An 18987-nucleotide genomic window follows, 5' to 3' on the forward strand; every position below is an offset into this window, starting at 1 on the left:
TTCAGTGTGATATCCATGCCAGCGCCTGCGCTTCCGTGAGCGGCCGGTTGAAGAGGGGCCCGCCGGGCTGCTGGAGAATTCCCCCGGAGTGCAGCGGGCCGGTGTCTACGGGCGCGAATCCGAGATCCGTGATGATTCCCGCGACGATTTCCTTCGCTTTCCCGTCGTCGCCCGCCGTGAAATGCGCCAGGCGCTCACCGGCAGCGGTGCCGGCGACTGCGAGAGTTTCGAAGTGCATGGTGTTGAGGGATTTCACGACCTGTGCGCCCGGATACCACTCGGCGACCAGGTCGCTGGAGCCCCGGCCGCCGAGGTCGGCGGGGGCGCCGGGGCCGCTGAACGCGTTCGTGGCGTCCACCAGCACCTTGTCCTGTACGACGTGCGGCTGCAGCAGGCCCCGCACGCTGTCGAACGGCACCATCAGCACCAGGAGTTCGGCCTGCCCGGCGGCCTTGAGGGGGTGCGCCGCCGAGGCCGCCGGGCCCAGTTCGGCCACGAGCGGGCCGAGGGTCTGCGGGCCCCGGGCGTTGGCCAGCACGACTTCGTGGCCTGCCGCCACCAGGATCCGTGCGAGGACCGTGCCGATCCGTCCGGTGCCGATGATGCCTGTCCGCATGTGACGCTCCTCGATCTCTGGATTCCGCGCGGCCCGCGGTGTCAGTCCATGCCGATCCAGACCGACTTGGTCTGGGTGTAGCTCTCCAGCGACTCGGGTCCGCATTCGCGGCCGTAGCCGGAGGCCTTGTAGCCGCCGTAGGGGACGGAGGGGTCGTACTGGTTGTAGCAATTGACCCAGACCGTGCCCGCCTTGATCTGCGAGGCGACGCGGTGGGCGCGCCGCAGGTCCTTGGTGTGGACTCCGGCGGCGAGGCCGTACGCGCTGTCGTTGGCGATGCGTACGGCGTCGTCCTCGGTGTCGAAGGGGATGATCGACAGGACCGGCCCGAAGATCTCCTCCTGGGCGATCCGCATCCCGTTGTCGACGCCGGTGAAGACGGTCGGCAGGAAGTAGAGGCCCTGGCTGGAGGCGCCCTCGGGGGTCCACCCGCTGCCGCCCGTGCGCAGGACCGCGCCTTCCTTCTCGCCGACCTCGATGTACGAGCTGACCTTGTCGAACTGGCCGCGGTGGGCCAGCGGCCCGAACAGCGTGGCGGGGTCACGGGGGTCGCCCGGCTTGAGGGCGGCGGCCCGGCGGACCAGGCGTTCGACCATCTCGTCGTGGATGGGCCGGTGCAGGAGCAGGCGGGAGCCGGCGGTGCAGATCTCGCCCTTGTTGTAGTAGATGCCGAAGAAGGCGAGCTCCTCGGCGGCATCGAGGTCGGCGTCGGCGAAGACGATGTTGGCGGACTTGCCGCCGAGTTCCATCGTCACCTTCTTCAGGGTGCCGGCCGCCTTGCGGATGATGGACTGGCCGACCACGGTGGAACCGGTGAAGGCGATCTTGTCGATGTCCGGGTGGTCGGTGAGGGTCTCGCCCAGTTCCACGCCGGGACCGGTGATCACGTTCAGCACACCGTCCGGGATCTCCGCCTCCTGGAAGAGCTCGGCGATCTTCAGGGCGGTGAGCGGGGTGGCCGGGGAGGGCTTGTGGACGACCGTGTTCCCCGCCGCCAGCGCCGGTGCGATCTTCGTCATCGACAGCAGCAGCGGGAAGTTGAACGGGGTGATGGCGCAGACCACGCCCAGCGGCTCGCGCAGGGTGTAGGCCAACTGCCCGCCGGCCGGCGCCCGCGAGGAGCCGTCGACGCGGGTCACCGCACCGGCGTAGTAGTGCATGAGCTGGGCGGCCATGGGAGCGTCGACCGTGCTGGAGAACGCGAACGGCTTGCCCATGTCCACGGTCTCCAGCAGGGCGATCTCCTCCAGGTCGCGCTCGATGAGCTCACCGACCCGGTTCAGCCTGAGCGCGCGCTCCTGGGCGGAGAGTCTGCTCCACGGACCTTCCTCGTACGCCTTGCGGGCGGCGGCGACGGCCGCGTCCGCGTCGGCGGCGGTGGCCTGGGCCACCGGCACGATCTCCTGGCCGTCCACGGGGCTGATGTCCGGTTCGGTACGGCCGTCCTGGGCGGGAACCCATTTGCCGCCGATGAACAGTTTCCCGGGGTTGGCCAAGGGCTGGTCGCTGAGCGCGCGCTTGGTCATGGCTGCCTTCCGGTGTCGGATGCGGGGGCGGTACTAGCCCTTCGCGAGCTGCGATAAGAACGTCTCGGCGAGGGCCTTGGAGGAGTACGGGTTCTGACCGGTGGTCAGTTTGCGGTCCACGACGACGTGCGAGTCCCAGATCGCCTCGGCCTTCTCGTAGCGGGCGCCGAGCCGGGTGAGCTCGACCTCCAGGATCAGCGGGAGCCGGCCGGCCATGTTGGTGACGAGCTCCTCGCTGTGCGAGAAGGCCGTCATCCGGTAGCCCTCGAAGGGCCAGCGGCCTTCGCCGTCGCGCAGCGCGAGCAGCGAGGTGTGGCCGTGGCACACGGTGGCGAGCGGCTTGTCCTGGGCGATGATCCAGCGCAGGATCTGCGCGAGTTCGTCGGACTTCGGCAGGTCGCCGATCGCGCCGTGACCGCCGCTGATGTACACGCCGTCGTAGTCGGCGATGTCCTTCTCGGTCAGGGACTCCAGCGCGATGGGGGCCTTCAGCTGGGGGGTGTTCCCGATGACCCGGACGTACTCGGCGGCGTTGGCCGCGTCCTCGTCCGGCGAGCCCTGCGGCCGGACCCACTGGAGGAACTGGGGATCGATGCTCGTCTGGTCGACGGTCGGAACCTGGCCACCGATCGTCGCGACGTCCACGGCGTGGCCCGCGGCCTTGAACAACGTAAAGGGAACGACGAATTCCTCGGCCCAGAATCCCGAGGGGTGCTGTTCGCCGTCCAGTAGATGGAGCGTGGCCTTGGCCGTCATGACGACGAGAATCTTCATGATTCTCTCCTTGTTCTGGATTCGCTGCCGATTCAACACGGCGCCCGCAGGGGGCGTAAGGGGACGGCGTCAGGCCCGCGATACTTCGTCACGTGCGTCCAACGCCGAGATGATGGTGCGGAATTCACCGACCAGGGGGTGGTCGGGATGGGCTTCTGCGAATATGCGCTCTCCGTACAGCGCCGCCATTTCCGGCGAGTACGGAAGGATCCCGGCCAGGGGTGCGCAGTAGACCTCCTCGGCGCGCCGCCGGGCCTCTACCCGGTCGATGCCCTCGGGGGCCATGCTCAGCACCACGGTCCGCCGGCAGGCCAGGCGCCCCGCGAGGGCGATGGTCTCCTCGACCCCGGAGAGGTCGATCCGGTCGGCCCGGGCCATGATCATCAGTACGTCGGCGCTCGCCATGGCGGTGACCGACTCGTTGTTCAGCCCGGCGTGGGTGTCGAGCAGCAGTACGTCGAGGGCGTAGTGCCCGGCCAGCCGGTCGAACCCCTCCGGGAGCAGACCCACGTCGTAGCCGCTGGTCATGAGCTCGCGCAGGGCCGCGGTGCCGGTCCGGGCCGGTACGACGTACAGCCCGGGCGCGCCCACCTGCTGGGCCGCCGCCTCGATCTCGCAGCGGCCGAGCAGGTAGTCGGCCAGGGAGGCGCCGGGTCCGAGCCGGAACAGCAGGTCCAAGGTGGGTGACTGGATGTCGGTGTCCACCACTCCCACCCGGCGCCCCCCGGCCGCGATCAGCAGCGCGAGGTTCGCCAGTACCGAGGACTTGCCCGTCCCACCGCGGTGCGAGTGCACCACGATGGTGCGGGTCACTTAGGCCACCACCTTGTGACGGGCACCGTCCGCGTACGGCCCCCGCGCCGCGCGTGGCCGGTGCAGGGCCAGCATGGTGACGTCGTCGTGCTGTTCGGCGGTGCCGGTGTGCTCGCGCACCGCCCAGTCCATCCGGTCGACCACGTCCTTGCCGCTCACCGGGGCGCCGGCGAGCAGTTCCAGCATCCGTTCGTCGCCGAGGAAGCTGCCGTTGGGGCAGCGGGCCTCGGGGACGCCGTCCGTGAAGGCGAAGAGCGTGTCGCCGTGGTCCAGCTGGGCGTAGCCCAGGGTGTACACGCAGTCGGGCAGGACCCCGACGGCCGGGCCGGTGACGTCCAGCGCGATGGGCCGGCTGCCGTCGGCGCGCAGCAGCAGCGGCGGGTTGTGGCCGCCGTTGATGTAGACGAGGCTGCCGGTCAGCGGGTCGAGCACGCCGAAGAACAGGGTGGCGAAGTAGCCCTGGCGCAGGTGGTTGCGGGTGAGGTAGCCGTTGGTGGCGGTGACCGCGTTGAGCAGCGGGGTGGCACCGACCACCGGGATCCGCCGGCTGCCGCCCGCGCGTCCGGCGACCAGGTGCTGGAGGCCGCTGTTCTCCGCGGTGTGCCGCAGCAGCGAGCGGATGAGCGCCATGAAGAGCGCCGCCCCGACCCCCTTGTCGCAGACGTCGGCGACGACGAAGGCGAGCCGGCGGCCGCGGGAGATCTCGAAGACGTCGTAGAAGTCCCCGGCGACCTGGCGTGCGGGCCGGAACCGGACGTCGATCTCCCAGCCGTCCGGGACGGGCAGCGATTCGGGCAGGAACCCGGCCTGGATCTCCCGGCCGATCTCCAGCTCCTTCTCGTAGCCCATGAGTTCGGCGCGGGCGTCGGCTTCGCGCAGGGTGCGGCCGAGTCCGGCGCGCTCCGAGCAGCTGTGCAGGCGGGCCCCGACCAGGGTGGGCAGGAAGGGAGGTACGAGGTAGTCGTGCCCGATCCGGACGTGTTCCTCCAGGGCGGCGAACTCGGTCACCGTCCAGACGACCACGATGGGGGCCCCGGCCCAGCGGCGCAGCCGGCGTACGGCCGTCCGCACGGACTCCCCGTCGGATTCGGCCGGGGCGAGCAGCACGTCCGCGACGGGCAGCAGCTCCTGCGGGCCGTCCCGGAGCTCCGTCAGCGTGCGGGTGACGAGTTCCGCGTCCATGGTCCGCAGCGCCGTCAGCAGCTCGGGCGGCGGTGGCGGGTACTCGTCGAGGATGATCACGGTCGTGGAGGGCATGGGTCCGTCCCCTCAGCCTTCACTGTCAGCATGCTGATGTTGCGGCCGTCCCTGTGCGCATAGCTGAACTCGTCCACGCTGGTCAGTGCCAGATGGATGCCGAGACCGCCGATCCGCCGGTCCTCGGGGGCGACCCCGGGGACGGGCGGGAGGCGGCCTTCGACGGGGTCGAAGGCGGGTGCGGCGTCTTCGATGGTGATCTGCACCCCGCCCGGGCCGGAGCGGCCGCGGACGGTGATCCGTCCGTCGCCGCCCCGGTACCCGTGCATCACGATGTTCGTGGCCAGCTCGTCCACGGCCAGCCGGAGCCGGTAGGCGGCGCCCTTGTCCAGGCCCGCCCGTCCGGCCAGCCGCAGGACGAACGAGGCGATCTCGCCCAGTGCCCCCACCGTCGCGGGCACCTCCAGTACGACGGGCGTCCTCGCCAGTTCGACCATGTCACTCACGGTGGTCACTCATCGGAGAGGAGGATGCTGCGGTCGAGCCCTGCCGTCCGGATGGTCCGGGACACGGGCTCGATGGCACCGACCACCTTGATGGTGACGTTGTTCGCGACCTTCTGCTGGGCGAAGACCAGGGAGCGGAGTCCGGCGCTGGCCATGTAGCCGACGCCGGCCATCCTGATCTCGACGGTGCTGGTGCCGTGTCCGGCGGCCTTCTCGATGGTCTGGTGGAAGTCCGGCGCGGTCTTGGCGTCCAGCTCGCCCGTCAGCTCGATCACGGTGGTGTCGCCCTCGATGCTCAGGGACACGGAAAGCGGCATGTCAGGTCTCCTTCGGTCACAGCATCTCGGGATCATTGGTACGGCCCACCAGGATCACGACCGACCGCGGGCCGATCAGGTACTTCCCGGCGTTGTCCAGTTCCTGCTCGGTACCCGGAGTGCGGATGTCGTACGGTGCCTCGGCCCCCGTGTCGGCGAACAGGTGCCAGCTCCGCCCGCCGGGCAGCGCGGGCAGTTCCAGGTCGTGCGACTCCCAGTGCGAGTTCATGGCCACGTACACCACGTCGTCGTCACCGGCGCCGCAGCGGGCCACCGCGAGCAGCCGGCTCTCGGCCGACCAGTCGGGCTGCCAGGCCCGCTCCCCGTGCCAGCTGATGTCCGGCAGGCCGTTCTCGCGGACCTGTCCGGTGGGGTGGGCGGTGGAGCGCAGCTCGCGGTGGTGCTTGCGGAATTCGATCATCTCCCGCGTGAACCGGAGCAGTTCGGCGTTGTCGTCGACCTGGTCCCAGTCGAACCACGAGAGCTCGTTGTCCTGGCAGTACGTGTTGTTGTTGCCCTGCTGGGTGCGTGCGACCTCGTCCCCGGCCAGCAGCATCGGGATGCCCTGGCTGGTGAAGAGGATCGCGAGGGCGTTCTTCATCTGGCGCAGCCGCAGCGCGCTCACCTCGGGGTCGTCGGTCGGCCCCTCGGCGCCGCAGTTCCAGCTGGCGTTGTCGTTGCCGCCGTCGTTGTTGCCCTCGCCGTTGGCCTCGTTGTGCTTGTCGTTGTAGGAGACCAGGTCGGCGAGGGTGAAACCGTCGTGCGCCGTCAGGAAGTTGACGGACGCCGAGGTCCCGCGGCTGGAGTAGAGGTCCGGCGAGCCGGCGATGCGGGTGGCCAGTTCGCCGGTCACCCCGGGGTCGCCCTTGAGGAAGCTGCGCACGGTGTCGCGGTACTTGCCGTTCCACTCCGCCCAGCGGCCGTACGCCGGGAAGTTGCCGACCTCGTAGAGGCCGCCCGCGTCCCAGGCCTCGGCGATGAGCTTGGTGTGCCGCAGGACGGGGTCGAAGGCGAGCAGTTCCAGCAGCGGCGGGTTGGGCAGCGGGGTGCCGTCCAGGGCCCGGCCGAGGATGGCCGCGAGGTCGAAGCGGAAGCCGTCGATGTGGTAGTCGGCGACCCAGTGGCGCAGGCAGTCGAGCACGTAGTTGCGCACGACGGGGTGGTTGCAGTTGACCGTGTTGCCCGTGCCGCTGAAGTTGAAGTAGTACCCCTCGGGCGTGAGCATGTAGTACGTGGCGTTGTCGAGCCCCTTGAAGGAGATCGTCGGCCCCTGCTCGTTGCCCTCGGCGGTGTGGTTGAAGACGACGTCGAGGATGACCTCGATGCCGGCGGCGTGCAGGTCCTTGATCAGGGTGCGGAACTCGTCGCCCTGCATCCCGTACCGGCCGGTGGCCGCGTAGCCGGCCTTCGGCGCGAAGAACGAGATGGTGTTGTAGCCCCAGTAGTCGAAGAGCTTCTCGCCGGTCTCCGGGTTGGAGCGCGGGTTGTCGCTCTCGTCGAACTCGAACACGGGGAGCAGCTCGATGCAGTTCACCCCGAGTTCCTTGAGGTACGGGATCTTCTCGCGCAGCCCCGCGAAGGTGCCGGGGGCGGTGACGCCCGAGGAGGGGTGCCGGGTGAAGCCGCGCACGTGGGTCTCGTAGACGACGAGGTCCTCGGCGGGGATGCCCAGCGGGGTGTCGTCGCCCCAGTCGAAGTCCTGGAGGCAGACCCGGGAGCGGTACTGGTAGCCGCGGCTGCGGTCCGGCTCCACGCCCCACACGTCGCGGCCGGCGATCAGCCGGGCGTACGGGTCGGAGAGTACCTGCCGGGCGTCGAAGCGGTGGCCGGTGACCGGGTCGTAGGGGCCGTCGGCCCGGTACCCGTACTCGATGTTCTCGTGGTCGAGGCCGAAGACCGTCATGGCGAAGACGCTGCCGGTGCGGAATTCCTCGGGGAACTGCAGCTCGGCCATCGGCTCGGGCTCTCCGCGCTTGTAGATGACCAGGGTCATGGAGGTGGCCTGGTCGGAGAAGACGGAGAAGCTGACCCCGCCGGGGACCACGTTGGCCCCGAACGGGAACGGTTTGCCCGCGCGGACGCGGTACCCGCCCACCTCGTGGGTCGGGTACGCGTCGACGCGCAGGACCTGCTCGGACTGGGACTCGCTCATCGCGCGGCCTTGGCCTTGGCCTTGGCGGCCGCGGCGGCGGCCTCGCCGGTCTCGAAGAAGTCGAGGAAGCCGGTGGCCGACATGACGAACCGGACTTCCTCGCTCACCCCGTAGAGGGTGACGGCGACGCCGGCGTGCTGCGCCTCGCGGTAGACGACGAGCAGGGTGCGCAGGCCCGCGCTGGAGACGTAGGTGACCGCCGTGAGGTCGATCTTCAGCGGCTTGCCCTCACGGACCAGCGGCAGCAGGGCCTGGAGCAGCGCTCCGGATGTCTCGCTGTTGATCTCACCGGTGGCGACGAGCACGGTGCCCGTCTTGTTCCGGCGTTCCTTGACGTTGAGAGTCATTGCATTCCCCTCTGTTTGGGGCGCCCCCCGTTGAGCGCTACTTCTTGGCCACTGGACGCAGCCGGACCTTGACCTTCACCCGCCCCTGGACATCGGGCAGCCGAACGGTGAGGGCTTCGGCGTCGAAGTCCGTGTACGGCTTCTCGTCGATCTCGACGGACGCGATCCGCACCGAGCCGGCCGGGAGCAGGTCGGGCGAGACGCGCAGGACGCGGTCGGGCAGGTTGGTCGGGTCGGGCTGGAAGTGGAAGTCCATCTCCCGGCCGTTGACGAGGAGGTTGTTGTAGACGGCGGAGAGGTAGCAGAGCTCCGCCGAGTGGTACATGGACATCGAGTGGCTGCCCTTGAGCCGCTCGGTGCCGAGCAGGTACGGCGTTCCGCTGGCGAGCACGTTGAAGTAGACGGCGCCCTCGTCGTGGTCGAGGAAGAAGGTGTTGTAGAAGGCCTGCGCCTGCCGGGCCTCGCGCAGGTTCGCCTCGCCGCCGACCGTGCCGTTCAGGATGAGGTAGGCGAGGATCGCCTGCTCCTGCTGCCACCAGGCCTTGCGGTCGTGCCAGGCGAAACGATACGTCTCCTGGTCTCCGGACTTGACCCGCTCGACGACGTCGTACCAGCCGCCGCGCTGCACGTCGCTGCCGACCGCCGGCATGATCTCGCCGATCTTCTTGGCGAGCTGCTCGTACGCCGGCTTGGCCTTCAGCGAGTTCATCCGCATCAGGTTCCAGGCGATCTTCAGGTTGTGGCCGACGACGGCGCGGTCCTGCTGCCAGCTGTGCGCCTTGTCGTGCGACCAGTCGCGGTTGAAGCGCTCCTGGACGAAGGGGCTGTTCTTGTAGTCCGGGAACTTGTCCGCGATGGTGTCGAAGGTGTACTCGAGGAAGTCGGCGTACTTCTGGTCGCCGGTCGCCAGGTACAGGTTGATCAGGTACGCGGGCGCGTGGTCGCCGACCGAGTTCCAGTTCTTGCGCTCGGCGTTCTCACCGAGGGACTCGTGGTCGGCGCTGAAGAGGATCGGGTCGATGTGCGAGTAGTAGCCGCCCTGCTCCGGGTCGAAGAAGAACTTGTCGAACAGCCGGATGGTGGCGTCCGCGTCGTTCTTGATCCGGATGTCACCGGTGACGCGGTACGTCTGGATGGGGCCGGCCAGCGCGTAGATCTGCTCGTACATCGGGATCGCGTCGTAGTCGTCGGAGAACTCCGAGGTGAACAGCTTTCGCTCGCTGTCCCCGTCGACGCTGATGCCGTGGTACCAGAAGACCACGTCCTCCTCGCTGTCCACGACCCGCATGTGCTTGCGCAGGTACTCGGTGCCGCGCTCGGCGACCTCCAGGTACTCGTCCTTGCCGGTCAGCAGGTAGGCCGAGGCCATGCCGTAGACCAGGCGGGAGATCGTGTCGGTCTCCTGGACGTGGCTCGCGGTCTTGTCACCGCCGAGCCGGATCTCGGTGCGGTACTCGGTGAAGTCCACCGGACCGTCGCCGAACTGCGCCCGCTTGTAGAAGTCGGCCAGCGACTCGATCTGCTTGATCCACCAGCTGGGCTCCTCGAAGCGGAAGTCCTCGGCGCCGCGGCCCAGGAACACCAGGCGCTTGGCGTCGAAACGCCCGCCGTGCTCCGGGTAGTGGACTCCGTAGACGAAGAGGAACCGGCCGGGCGAAAGCATCTCGTCGATGTGCCCGGACGCGTCGATGTAGGGCTCGTCCAGGTTGCGCACCAGCTCGGCGCTGGGGTCACCGGCGAGCGAGACGTCGAACGCACGCCCGTCGGAGGTCTTCAGACCCAGTACGCGCGAGCCGGAGTCGAAGCGGGTGACGTATCCGGCGATGGTGTCGGAGAAGGAGAAGCTCACGGCATCCGCCATGTCATGCACCGTCCTTGTCGTGAGAGCCCTCGTGAGTACGGTCGTGAGTGCTGTCGTCCTCGTATCCCTGGCTGACTTCGACGATCACTCCGTCGGGGTCGCGGATCCACACGGTCCGCCAGCCGCAGATGAAGTCGTCGAAGTCCAGCGGCCCCAGGGTCACTTCGGCCGCGTCGCCCAGCTCGGCCAGGAACGCGTCCACGCTGTCGGTCTGGAAGGCCAGGTGGCGCATCCGCCCCGGGGCCTGCGGCCCGTCTCCGGCTACCGCTGGGGGGACCCCCAGTGCCGGGCCGGCCGGTTCGGCGCCGGCCGCGAAGAGCTCCAGGTACGCGTCCCCCTTGCGCAGGAACACGATCTGGGCCTCCCCCAGGTCGACCACCCGGGCCCGGGTGAAGCCGAAGTAGCGGGTGTAGAACTCCTCGGTGGTCTTCTGGTCCGTGCAGTTCAGGCCCACGTGCGACCAGACCAGCCCGGCCATCAGGCCTGCCCCCGGCCCCGCCCGGCCGCGATCAGCTCGATGATCCGGCGGGCGAAGAGGTGGTGGTGGGCGCCGGTGCGGCCGGTGACCAGGTCCCCGTCGACCACCACGTCCTCGTCGACGTACTCTCCGCCCATGTTGCGGACGTCACCGATGAGGTTGTTGTGGCAGACCACCTTGCGGCCGCGGATCTTGCCGGGGATCGAGGAGGCCAGCCACATGCCGTGGCAGATGATCCCCTTGAGGACCGTCGGCTCCTCGAAGGCCCGGCGCAGCAGCTCCGTCGCCGGGGCCAGCTGGTCCACGTCCTCGGTGTAGCGCAGCCGGTCGGCCACCATGCCCGAGGGCACGATGATCGCCGAGTAGCGGCGCAGGTCCTCGTCGCTCAGCCCCTCCAGGGACTGGCTGGCGGTGAAGGGCGCCCGGTACTCGTGGCCGGAGAAGGTGATGGAGTCGTTGCCCCACAGCCGGGTCAGGAAGTCGACCTCGGCGCCTTCCTCCGCGAACCGGTGCTGGTAGTAGAAGATCTCCGGCTCGTAGAAGTCGCTCTCGACCAGGACCGCGATGCGGGTCCCGCTCAGCGCGCCCTCACGCAGGACGGCATCAGGCACGGGACACCCCCTTCAGGAAGTCCGCCGCGCGCTCGGCGATCATCGCGATGGCGGTGTGGCAGTTGCCCGACGGGACCGCGGGCATCACGCTCGCGTCGACGACGCGCAGGTTCCGTACGCCGTGCACCCGCAGCTCGGGGTCGACGACGGAGAGGTCGTCGATGCCCATCCGGCAGGAGCCGGCCTGGTGGTGGTAACTCTCCGACTTCTGCTTCGCGAAGGTGCGCAGGTCGTCGTCGGTCACGGTGCCCGGCCCGGGCTGGAGCTCCTGCTTGTACCAGGGTGAGAAGGCGGAGGTCGCGAAGATCTCCCGGGCGATCTTGATGCCCTGCACCATCCGCTCCAGGTCCCAGCGGTCGCCCAGGTAGTTCGGGTTGATCAGCGGGTGGGCCAGCGGGTCGGCGCTGGCGAGCTTGATCCAGCCGCGTGAGACGGGCCGTACGACACCGGGCAGGATGGACACCGTGTTCGGGTGGTCCTGGCCGACGATCACGTCGAAGGGCACGTGGACGAAGGCGATCTGCAGGTCCGGCGCGGGCAGTCCCGGCTGGGAGGACAGGAACAGAGCGCTCTCCGACAGGTTCTGCGCCGGCGGCGGGAGCTCCTGGGTGACCTCGGCCATCAGACCGGTCAGGACGTGGTTGTGGAAGTTCTCGCCGACCCCGGGCAGGGCCGCGGTGACCTCGATGCCGTGTTCGCGCAGCTGGTGCGGGTGCCCGATGCCGGAGAGCAGCAGCAGCTTGGGGGATTCGATCGCCCCGGCGGCCACGATCACCTCCCGGCGGGCCCGTACGGTGTGCGGGCCGGGCTCGGCGGTGGCGCTGTGGCTGTCGCGGACGGTGCGGCCCGGGACGTCGCTGCCCGAAAGCGTGGCGGGGGCCTGGAGCTGGACGTACTCGACGCCCGTGCAGGTGTCCCCGTCGAACAGCAGCCGGGTGCTCTGCGCACTGGTGCGCAGGGTCAGGTTGGGGCGGTCGAGCGCGGGCTCCAGGTACGCGGCGAGGGTGCCCTGGCGGCGGCCGTCGGCCACGTCGATGTGGTGCCAGCCGGTGCCGAAGAGGCCGCGGCGGGGACCGTCGGTGTTGAAGTCTGCGATCTCCTGGTGCCCCAGCTCGACGGCCGCGTCGATGAAGGCGCGGGAGACCGGGTTGGGGCCGTGCTGCCCGGCGTTGGTGATGCGCTGCGGGCCGCGGGTGCCGGTGGTGGCGGCGGTGGCGTCCTCCTGGCCCTCCAGGAGGGAGAAGTACGGGAGCACGTCCTCGTGCGCCCAGCCGGCCGCGCCCTGGTAGGCCCAGTTGTCGAAGTCCGAGGCGTGGCCCCGGATGTGCATCATGATGTAGAGGTTGCTGCTGCCGCCGGGGGCCTTGCCGCGCGGTTCGTACGTGCGGCGGCCGCCCAGGCCGGGCTGCGGGGTGCTGGTGTAGCCCCAGTCCACGGGCCCGCCGAGCAGCTTGTACCAGGAGGACGGGTCGTCCACCTCGGGCGGGATACGGGATCCGCCCGCCTCCAGGACGAGGACGCTGACGTCCGGGTCCTCGGAGAGGCGGCTCGCCAGCACGCTGCCCGCGGTGCCGGATCCCACGACGACGTAGTCGTACTCTTCGGTCTCGGAGACACCCACGAGATCTCCCCCCCTCAGCCCTGGCTCAGGACCTGGAAGGGGACGGTGTCGTGGTAGTTCGCCATGTAGGCGATCTTCCCGTCCGCGATCCGGAAGAAGTTCATGACCTCGGCCTCGATGGACTCTCCCGAGGCGCTGACCGCGGTCAGGTGGGAGACGGCCGCGGCCTTCTCCCCGTCGACGAGGAAGTGCACGGGCTCGTTCCGGAAGACCCGGTACATGGTGCCCATGCCCTTCATCATCGAGCGCAGCAGTTCGAGGCCCTCGATGTGGCCGGCCAGCTGCTCGTCCATGACCTGGTCGTCGGCGAACAGGTCGCACCAGCGGTCCCAGTCCCCCGCGTTGGCGTACTCGTAGTACTTCGTGAGAATCTCTCGCGCATCCATGGCGTCGCTCATTCCCCTATCGGTCCCTGCGGGTTCCGTCCGGCGCGAACGGCGCCCAGAACTGGCTGAAGGCGGACGCCGAGTCGCCGAAGAGCCCGTCGCGGCCCTCGACGATCCGGCCGTCCTGCCACCGCATGAAGTGGAAGACCGGGTAGTCCATCCGCTCGTACGGGGACCGGCTGTCCTCGGCCGCGCCGTCCCGCAGGGCGACGTTGCGGCACACGTCGGCGGAACAGTCCTCGCCGACGAGCACCGCTTCCAGGTCCATCCGGAAGGTGCCGCCCGTGAGCTTGTGGGTCTGCCCCATCAGCTCCAGGAAGGCGTCCAGGCTCTCGTACCAGCCGGCGAGCGGGTGGTTGCCCGGTACCAGCCAGCGCAGGTCCTCGGAGTAGTACTCCAGGATGCGCGCCCGGTCGCCGGAGCCCAGCGCGGCGTAGGCCGCCCGCACCCGCTCCCGTGTCACTTCGGTCATCGTGGCTTCTCCTTCGCCCGCGTCAGAGGGAGCCGGAACCGGGCATCGGAGCCAGGTCGTTGACGGTGTACTGCTTGATCAGCGGTCCGTCGGGACCGGCGACCACGGTCCAGGTCTGGTCGGCGTCGAAGCCGAGCCACTGGCTCCGCGCCGCCGGCGGGTCCCAGATCTTGGCCTGCCAGTTGACGAGCACCCGGACGATCGCCCGGTCGCCCTCGATGACGGGCTCCACCTTCGTGACCGTGTGCACCTCGTCGAAGAACCGGTTCGTGACGGCCTCGTACCAGCGGCCGAAGCCCTGGTGGCCGAGGAAGGTGTCCTCGGGGACCTTGAACTCCAGGTCCTCGGTGATCAGGGCGAGCACCTCGTCCAGCCCTACGTGCCTGTCCAGCGCCACGTACCAGTCCTCGGCGAAACTGCGGATCGCGTCCTCGGTCAACTGCCGCTCGGCGGGCATGCGGTCTCCTCCTGTTCCGTGTGCTGCGTGACTGCTCTGGTCAGATCTGGATGTCGACGAGGAACGGACCGGGGTGGGCCAGCATCCGGCTCACGGCGGCGGCCGCCTCGTCCGGCTTCTCCACCCGCATCCCGCCGGCGCCGAGCGACCGGGCCAGCCCGGCGAAGTCGATCTCGGGGTGGGAGAGGTCGAAGGAGCCCGGGAATCCGTGCTCGGGGATGTCCCGCTCCCGCCAGTACTGGGCGATGTTGTCGTCCAGCAGCCGGTACTTGCGGTTGTTGCAGACCACGAACTTGGCCTCGATGCCGTGCCGGGCCGCCGTCCACAGCGCCTGGTAGGTGTACATCGACCCGCCGTCGCCCGCGAAACCGACGACGAGCCGGTCCGGGCGGGCGAGCTTGGCGCCGACCGCGCCCGGGAAGCCCACGCCCAGCGATCCGCCCCGGGTGAGGTGGTAGTCGCCCGGGCGCTCGGCCGGCAGGTACTTCGTGACCAGCGGGGAGGTGGTCAGCGCCTCGTCGAAGACGATCAGGTCCCCGCCGGTGCGCTCGGCCAGGGTCCGCAGGAAGACGGTCATCGGCGTGCCGTCGTCCGTCTGCGCCTGCCCGTCGCGGACCCTTTCCCGGGTCCGTACGTCGAGCCGGGCCGCCGCGGCCGCCCGCCGCTGCGGGGTCAGCCGGTGTTCCAGTACGCCGGCCAGCGCGCGCAGCGCCTGCTTGGGATCCGCGGCGAGGCCGAGGTCCACCGGGTGGTTCTTGGCGATCTCGTAGGCGTTGAGGTCGATGTGGACGACCTTCGCGCCTTCCCGGAAGGGGCTCTCCAGCTCGGGGAACACCTCCGGGAAGACATAGGTGCCGACGATCAGCACCCCGTCGGCGTCCCCCACGAGGTCCTTGCTGTGCGGGCCGAACATGTGGCCCGTCTGGCCCCGCCGCAGCGGGTGCGAGGCCGCGATGTTGACCTCGGAGGAGTCGACCTCGTACACGTCGGCGCCCAGCAGCTCGGCGACCGCCGCCAGTTCGTTCTGCGCCCCGGAGAGCGAGACCCCGTCCCCGATGAGGACGACCGGCCGCTCGGCGGAGGCGAGCAGCTCGGCCGCCCGCCCCACCGAGGCCGGCGAGGGCGCCACGTCCGTGAGCGGCACCGTGGCGGGCAGGACGGGCTCGGAGTTGAGCTCGTCCAGCACGTCCATCGGCAGCGCCACGAACACGGGCCCGCGGGGCGGGGTGAGCGCGATCTTCACGGCCCGCCGGATGGTGCGGAGCACGGAGTTCCGGTCGGTGACCCGGGTCGCGTACTTCGTCACCGGCTTGGCCATCGCCACCAGGTCGGACGCCATCTGCGCGTCCATGGCGTCGTAGCGCACCCCGGCGTCACCGGCGACCACGACGAGCGGGGTGTGGCCGCGCAGCGACTGGTAGAGCATGCCGATGCCGTTGCCCAGCCCCACCCCGGAATGCAGCTGGAGGAGCGCCGCGCCGCCGGTCGCCCGGGCGTATCCGTCGGCGATACCGGCGGCCACGGTCTCCTGGAGGGCGAGGATGTACTGGAAGTCCTCCGCCGCGTCCACAGCGTCGAGGAATCCCTGTTCCACCGTCCCAGGATTTCCGAACATCACATTCAGGCCGTCGGCCTTGAACTGCTCGATCAGCCTTTCCCGTCCGGGAGTGGCTCCGGTGTTCATCGAACTCCCCCTCATTCCCACGAGTTGCCGGAATTACCAGCCGTAACGGGTGAGACCGTCCTCCAGGACTTCCACGATCTTCTGTCCCGTGAGGTACGAGTCAGGGGTGGACCGTCCGGTCACGAACGGGAAGTCGACGATGACCGAGACCGGCTTGCCGAAATTCCCGTGGTACGCGCCGCGCGGGCCCGTGGCGTCGCGCAGGATGTACTCCAGCGGATACGGCGGCGGCCCCATGTTGAAGTCGGTACCGAGGAATCCGGTGCCGTCCTTGTAGTCGTACTCCTTGCAGTGGCCGGTCACGTGCTTGCCCCAGATGATGCTCCTGCGGTCGCTCCAGTCCCGCGCGAAGGCGAGGCAGGCGACCCCGTAGCACTCCGCGGCCACGACCTTGCCGGCCCTCTTGAAGGCCAGGATCAGGGCGTGCACGCGCTCGTTGTTGGCGAGGTCGGCGATCGGGCCGCTGCCGCCGACGATGAGGATCGCGTCGTATCCGGCGATGTCGGCGTCGAGCTTGTCCAGATCGCGGTGGTACTGCTCCAGCTTCCGCAGATAGCCCTCGTCGCTCGTGTACGGGCGCTCCGGGACCCACGCCTCGATGTCGAGCGGCGAGTCCAGCCGGCTCGACTGCTCGAACTCCCGGCCCAGCCGGGCGTTCTCCTCTGTGGTGACCGAGCGTCCCAGTGGAGGATCGATGTAGTTCGCGTCGAGGCTCGGCGGAAGAGCGTGTGCACGCTTTCCGGTCGGCGTGGCGAATATGACCTCGTAGCCCCGCTCATCGAACTTCGATACGGGCCCTATCAGTTCTTCGGCCCAGTAACCGTGTTCGGAGACAATGACCAGAATCTTTCTGCTCACGTATTCCTCCAGGCGCCGCCTGTTGTCGTTGGCGTCCCCCACACTGGCCGCGCCCGGAGCCTTCGTCAAAGCGCCGGTGTGCGACTTCGTGAGGTAGCGGCCCACCTCATGGGGGCACCTCAGGAAGTCGTCTCCCGACGTCATGAAGTAGCTTCAGGACTACCTGACTTCGGCCGAATCGGTGAACCATTACCGAGGCCGCGCCCTATCGTCTGGACGCGCCGTGAATCACGGGCGCGCGGAGTAGGAGCCGTCGAGAAGAAGAGGGACGGGGACGATGACGATGGACCTGTTGTGCACCCACATCGATCGGATACGTCCGGTGAAGCCCGGAACCGAGGGCTGCGAGGAGTGCCTCATCGCCGGTGACACCTGGGTGCACCTGCGGATGTGCCTCAGCTGCGGGCACGTCGGATGCTGCGACTCCTCGAAGAACCGTCACGCCACCCGCCACTACCGCACCACCGAGCACCCCATCGCGGCCTCGCACGAGCCCGGCGAGGACTGGGCGTGGTGCTACGCCGACAAGCTGATGCTGGACCCGGCGTGAGCGCGGCGCAGGAGAGCGCGGCCGTCACGGCCGCCGGCGAGCACGTGGAGAACAAGAAGCCGGTCATCCTGGCCGTGGACGACGACCCGCAGGTGCTCCGCGCCGTCCGCCGTGACCTGCGCAGCGCCTACGGCGACCGCTACCGGGTGCTAGGCGCCTCCTCGGCCGCCGACGCCCTGAAGATCCTGGACTCCCTCGACGAGCGCGGCCACGACCCGGCGCTGTTCCTCGTGGACCAGCGGATGCCCGACGTCACCGGGGTCGAATTCCTGCTGGAGGCGGTCAGCCGCTTCCCGGACGCCCGCCGCGTGCTGCTGACCGCGTACGCGGAGACCGACGCGGCGATCACCGCCATCAACCGGGTCCGGCTGGACTACTACCTGCTCAAGCCGTGGGACCCGCCGCACGAGCGGCTCTTCCCGGTCCTGGACGACCTGCTGTCGGACTGGCTGGCCACCTACCGGCCCGCGTACGACGGAATCATCGTCGCCGGTCACCTGGTCTCCCCCGGCACCCACGCCGTGCGGGACTTCTTCACGCGCAACGGCCAGCCGTTCCGCTTCCTCAACGTGGAGCGGGACCCCGAGGCGCTGACCCTGATCGCCGCCCAGCCCGACGCGGCGCTCCCGCTGGTCCGCTTCCCGGACGGGTCGGTGCTCTCCGCGCCCACCGACACCGAGCTCGCCCAGCGCCTGGGCCTGGCGACCACCGCCTCCCGGCCGCACTACGAGTGCGTCATCGTCGGCGCGGGGCCCGCTGGCCTGGCGGCCGGGGTGTACGCGGCTTCGGAAGGCCTGTCGACGCTGATGCTGGACTCCCGCGCCCCGGGCGGCCAGGCCGGCACCTCCAGCCTGATCGAGAACTACCTCGGCTTCCCCTCGGGCCTCTCGGGCGGCGACCTGACCCGCCGCGCCACCATCCAGGCCTCCCGGTTCGGCGCCGAGATCCTGCACCCGGTGGAGGTGGTCTCACTGACCCGGGACGATCCGGCGAAGATCCTCACCCTGGCCGACGGCACGGAGATCTCCGCCGAGACGGTCCTACTGGCCACGGGAGTCTCGTACAACCGCCTCGACGCGCCCGGCGCGGACCGCTTCGAGGGAGCCGGTCTCTACTACGGCGCGGCCACGACCGAGAGCTCGGCGTGCATCTCGCAGCACGTGTTCATCGTGGGCGGGGCCAACTCGGCCGGCCAGGCCGCGGTGCACTTCGCCAAGTACGCCGCCCGCGTGACCATCCTGGTCCGCGCGGCCTCGCTGGACGCGAGCATGTCCCGTTACCTGATCGACGAGATCGACCGCACCCCGAACATCGAGGTGAAGGTCCGTACGACGGTGGTCCGGCTGGACGGCGACGAGCACCTCGAACGGCTGACCCTGCACGACGCGGAGACGGACGAGGACACGGAGGTCCCGGCACGCTTCATGTTCACCTTCATCGGCGCCCGCCCGCACACCGACTGGCTGTCGGGGGTCGTCGAGCGGGACGAGTACGGCTTCGTCCTCACCGGATCGGACCTGATCGCCAACGGTGGCGAGCTCCCGGCCGAGTGGAGCCTGGAACGGGCCCCCTACCCGCTGGAGACCAGCGTTCCGGGCGTGTTCGCGGCGGGCGACGTACGGGCCCACTCGGTGAAGCGGGTCGCGTCGGGCGTGGGCGAGGGCGCGATGGCGGTCAACCTGATCCACCGCTACCGCTCGATGGGCTGAGAGCGAACAGGCGCCGGAACGCTTGCGATCAAGACCACAGCGGACGCAACGT

20 protein-coding genes are annotated in these 18987 nt (G+C 69.4%); 2 read left to right on the plus strand and 18 right to left on the minus strand.

What is annotated here, in order from left to right; genetic code table 11:
• Position 1 precedes the first annotated feature (1 nt).
• The 18 genes from OG429_RS08375 to OG429_RS08460 all read right to left on the minus strand — a co-directional run bounded on the left by OG429_RS08375 (position 2) and on the right by OG429_RS08460 (position 16676).
• Positions 2-721: an NADPH-dependent F420 reductase gene (locus OG429_RS08375; RefSeq protein WP_328924666.1), complete on the minus strand. Its 720-nt coding sequence runs from the start codon at positions 719-721 to the stop codon at positions 2-4.
• The gene (locus OG429_RS08380) at positions 658-2142 is read right to left on the minus strand and encodes an aldehyde dehydrogenase family protein (RefSeq protein WP_328924667.1); all 1485 of its coding nucleotides are present in this window, start codon (positions 2140-2142) and stop codon (positions 658-660) included. The genes OG429_RS08375 and OG429_RS08380 overlap by 64 nt, the downstream gene beginning before the upstream one ends.
• Positions 2143-2175: 33 nt before the next feature.
• Positions 2176-2916, minus strand: a complete 741-nt coding sequence (locus tag OG429_RS08385; RefSeq protein ID WP_328924668.1) for a type 1 glutamine amidotransferase domain-containing protein — start codon at positions 2914-2916, stop codon at positions 2176-2178.
• A gap of 69 nt (positions 2917-2985) precedes the next feature.
• On the minus strand, positions 2986-3729 hold the full coding sequence (locus OG429_RS08390; RefSeq protein WP_328924669.1) for a MinD/ParA family protein: 744 nt from the start codon (positions 3727-3729) through the stop codon (positions 2986-2988).
• Positions 3730-4986, minus strand: a complete 1257-nt coding sequence (locus OG429_RS08395; protein ID WP_328924670.1) for a PP2C family protein-serine/threonine phosphatase — start codon at positions 4984-4986, stop codon at positions 3730-3732. It lies immediately after the preceding gene.
• Positions 4968-5441, minus strand: coding sequence for an ATP-binding protein (locus OG429_RS08400; protein ID WP_328924671.1), 474 nt, complete (start codon positions 5439-5441; stop codon positions 4968-4970). Before OG429_RS08400 ends, OG429_RS08395 begins: the two co-directional genes overlap by 19 nt.
• Positions 5438-5749: an STAS domain-containing protein gene (locus OG429_RS08405; RefSeq protein WP_328924672.1), complete on the minus strand. Its 312-nt coding sequence runs from the start codon at positions 5747-5749 to the stop codon at positions 5438-5440. Before OG429_RS08405 ends, OG429_RS08400 begins: the two co-directional genes overlap by 4 nt.
• 16 nt (positions 5750-5765) lie before the next feature.
• On the minus strand, positions 5766-7901 hold the full coding sequence (glgX, locus tag OG429_RS08410; RefSeq protein ID WP_328924673.1) for a glycogen debranching protein GlgX: 2136 nt from the start codon (positions 7899-7901) through the stop codon (positions 5766-5768).
• Positions 7898-8248 (minus strand): STAS domain-containing protein, encoded by a 351-nt coding sequence (locus OG429_RS08415; protein ID WP_328924674.1) that lies wholly within the window; start codon positions 8246-8248, stop codon positions 7898-7900. The genes glgX and OG429_RS08415 overlap by 4 nt, the downstream gene beginning before the upstream one ends.
• A gap of 37 nt (positions 8249-8285) precedes the next feature.
• A complete protein-coding gene (locus OG429_RS08420) occupies positions 8286-10109 on the minus strand; it encodes an AGE family epimerase/isomerase (protein ID WP_328924675.1) in 1824 nt (607 codons plus the stop codon).
• A gap of 1 nt (position 10110) precedes the next feature.
• The gene (locus tag OG429_RS08425) at positions 10111-10587 is read right to left on the minus strand and encodes a VOC family protein (RefSeq protein ID WP_328924676.1); all 477 of its coding nucleotides are present in this window, start codon (positions 10585-10587) and stop codon (positions 10111-10113) included.
• Positions 10587-11198: a DJ-1/PfpI family protein gene (locus tag OG429_RS08430; RefSeq protein WP_328924677.1), complete on the minus strand. Its 612-nt coding sequence runs from the start codon at positions 11196-11198 to the stop codon at positions 10587-10589. The genes OG429_RS08425 and OG429_RS08430 overlap by 1 nt, the downstream gene beginning before the upstream one ends.
• Complete coding sequence (locus tag OG429_RS08435) at positions 11191-12819, minus strand: GMC family oxidoreductase (RefSeq protein ID WP_328924678.1); 1629 nt, start codon at positions 12817-12819, stop codon at positions 11191-11193. The genes OG429_RS08430 and OG429_RS08435 overlap by 8 nt, the downstream gene beginning before the upstream one ends.
• Positions 12820-12833: 14 nt before the next feature.
• The gene (locus tag OG429_RS08440) at positions 12834-13205 is read right to left on the minus strand and encodes a nuclear transport factor 2 family protein (RefSeq protein WP_328924679.1); all 372 of its coding nucleotides are present in this window, start codon (positions 13203-13205) and stop codon (positions 12834-12836) included.
• A gap of 16 nt (positions 13206-13221) precedes the next feature.
• A complete protein-coding gene (locus OG429_RS08445; RefSeq protein ID WP_328924680.1) occupies positions 13222-13677 on the minus strand; it encodes a nuclear transport factor 2 family protein in 456 nt (151 codons plus the stop codon).
• A gap of 22 nt (positions 13678-13699) precedes the next feature.
• Positions 13700-14134, minus strand: a complete 435-nt coding sequence (locus OG429_RS08450) for a nuclear transport factor 2 family protein (protein ID WP_328924681.1) — start codon at positions 14132-14134, stop codon at positions 13700-13702.
• Between the two features lie 40 nt (positions 14135-14174).
• Positions 14175-15818: a thiamine pyrophosphate-binding protein gene (locus OG429_RS08455; protein ID WP_328924682.1), complete on the minus strand. Its 1644-nt coding sequence runs from the start codon at positions 15816-15818 to the stop codon at positions 14175-14177.
• 33 nt (positions 15819-15851) lie between these two features.
• Positions 15852-16676 (minus strand): type 1 glutamine amidotransferase domain-containing protein, encoded by an 825-nt coding sequence (locus tag OG429_RS08460; protein ID WP_328924683.1) that lies wholly within the window; start codon positions 16674-16676, stop codon positions 15852-15854.
• 277 nt (positions 16677-16953) lie between these two features.
• On the opposite strand from OG429_RS08460, the gene OG429_RS08465 reads away from it, so the two are divergent.
• Both OG429_RS08465 and OG429_RS08470 read left to right on the plus strand, forming a co-directional pair.
• On the plus strand, positions 16954-17226 hold the full coding sequence (locus OG429_RS08465) for a UBP-type zinc finger domain-containing protein (protein WP_328924684.1): 273 nt from the start codon (positions 16954-16956) through the stop codon (positions 17224-17226).
• The gene (locus OG429_RS08470) at positions 17223-18935 is read left to right on the plus strand and encodes an FAD-dependent oxidoreductase (protein WP_328924685.1); all 1713 of its coding nucleotides are present in this window, start codon (positions 17223-17225) and stop codon (positions 18933-18935) included. The genes OG429_RS08465 and OG429_RS08470 overlap by 4 nt, the downstream gene beginning before the upstream one ends.
• Positions 18936-18987 lie beyond the last annotated feature (52 nt).

This window comes from Streptomyces sp. NBC_00190 (genome assembly GCF_036203305.1).
Taxonomy (GTDB): domain Bacteria; phylum Actinomycetota; class Actinomycetes; order Streptomycetales; family Streptomycetaceae; genus Streptomyces.

What these genes read in the sequence shown, in the direction of transcription:
- OG429_RS08375 (WP_328924666.1), bottom strand. Translation starts at nt 721, where the DNA reads ATGCGGACCCGAGTCGCTGGAGAGCTACACCCAGACCAAGTCGGTCTG.
- OG429_RS08380 (WP_328924667.1), bottom strand. Translation starts at nt 2,142, where the DNA reads ATGACCAAGCGCGCGCTCAGCGACCAGCCCTTGGCCAACCCCGGGAAA.
- OG429_RS08385 (WP_328924668.1), bottom strand. Translation starts at nt 2,916, where the DNA reads ATGAAGATTCTCGTCGTCATGACGGCCAAGGCCACGCTCCATCTACTG.
- OG429_RS08395 (WP_328924670.1), bottom strand. Translation starts at nt 4,986, where the DNA reads ATGCCCTCCACGACCGTGATCATCCTCGACGAGTACCCGCCACCGCCG.
- OG429_RS08405 (WP_328924672.1), bottom strand. Translation starts at nt 5,749, where the DNA reads ATGCCGCTTTCCGTGTCCCTGAGCATCGAGGGCGACACCACCGTGATC.
- glgX (WP_328924673.1), bottom strand. Translation starts at nt 7,901, where the DNA reads ATGAGCGAGTCCCAGTCCGAGCAGGTCCTGCGCGTCGACGCGTACCCG.
- OG429_RS08415 (WP_328924674.1), bottom strand. Translation starts at nt 8,248, where the DNA reads ATGACTCTCAACGTCAAGGAACGCCGGAACAAGACGGGCACCGTGCTC.
- OG429_RS08420 (WP_328924675.1), bottom strand. Translation starts at nt 10,109, where the DNA reads ATGGCGGATGCCGTGAGCTTCTCCTTCTCCGACACCATCGCCGGATAC.
- OG429_RS08425 (WP_328924676.1), bottom strand. Translation starts at nt 10,587, where the DNA reads ATGGCCGGGCTGGTCTGGTCGCACGTGGGCCTGAACTGCACGGACCAG.
- OG429_RS08440 (WP_328924679.1), bottom strand. Translation starts at nt 13,205, where the DNA reads ATGGATGCGCGAGAGATTCTCACGAAGTACTACGAGTACGCCAACGCG.
- OG429_RS08445 (WP_328924680.1), bottom strand. Translation starts at nt 13,677, where the DNA reads ATGACCGAAGTGACACGGGAGCGGGTGCGGGCGGCCTACGCCGCGCTG.
- OG429_RS08450 (WP_328924681.1), bottom strand. Translation starts at nt 14,134, where the DNA reads ATGCCCGCCGAGCGGCAGTTGACCGAGGACGCGATCCGCAGTTTCGCC.
- OG429_RS08455 (WP_328924682.1), bottom strand. Translation starts at nt 15,818, where the DNA reads ATGAACACCGGAGCCACTCCCGGACGGGAAAGGCTGATCGAGCAGTTC.
- OG429_RS08465 (WP_328924684.1), top strand. Translation starts at nt 16,954, where the DNA reads ATGACGATGGACCTGTTGTGCACCCACATCGATCGGATACGTCCGGTG.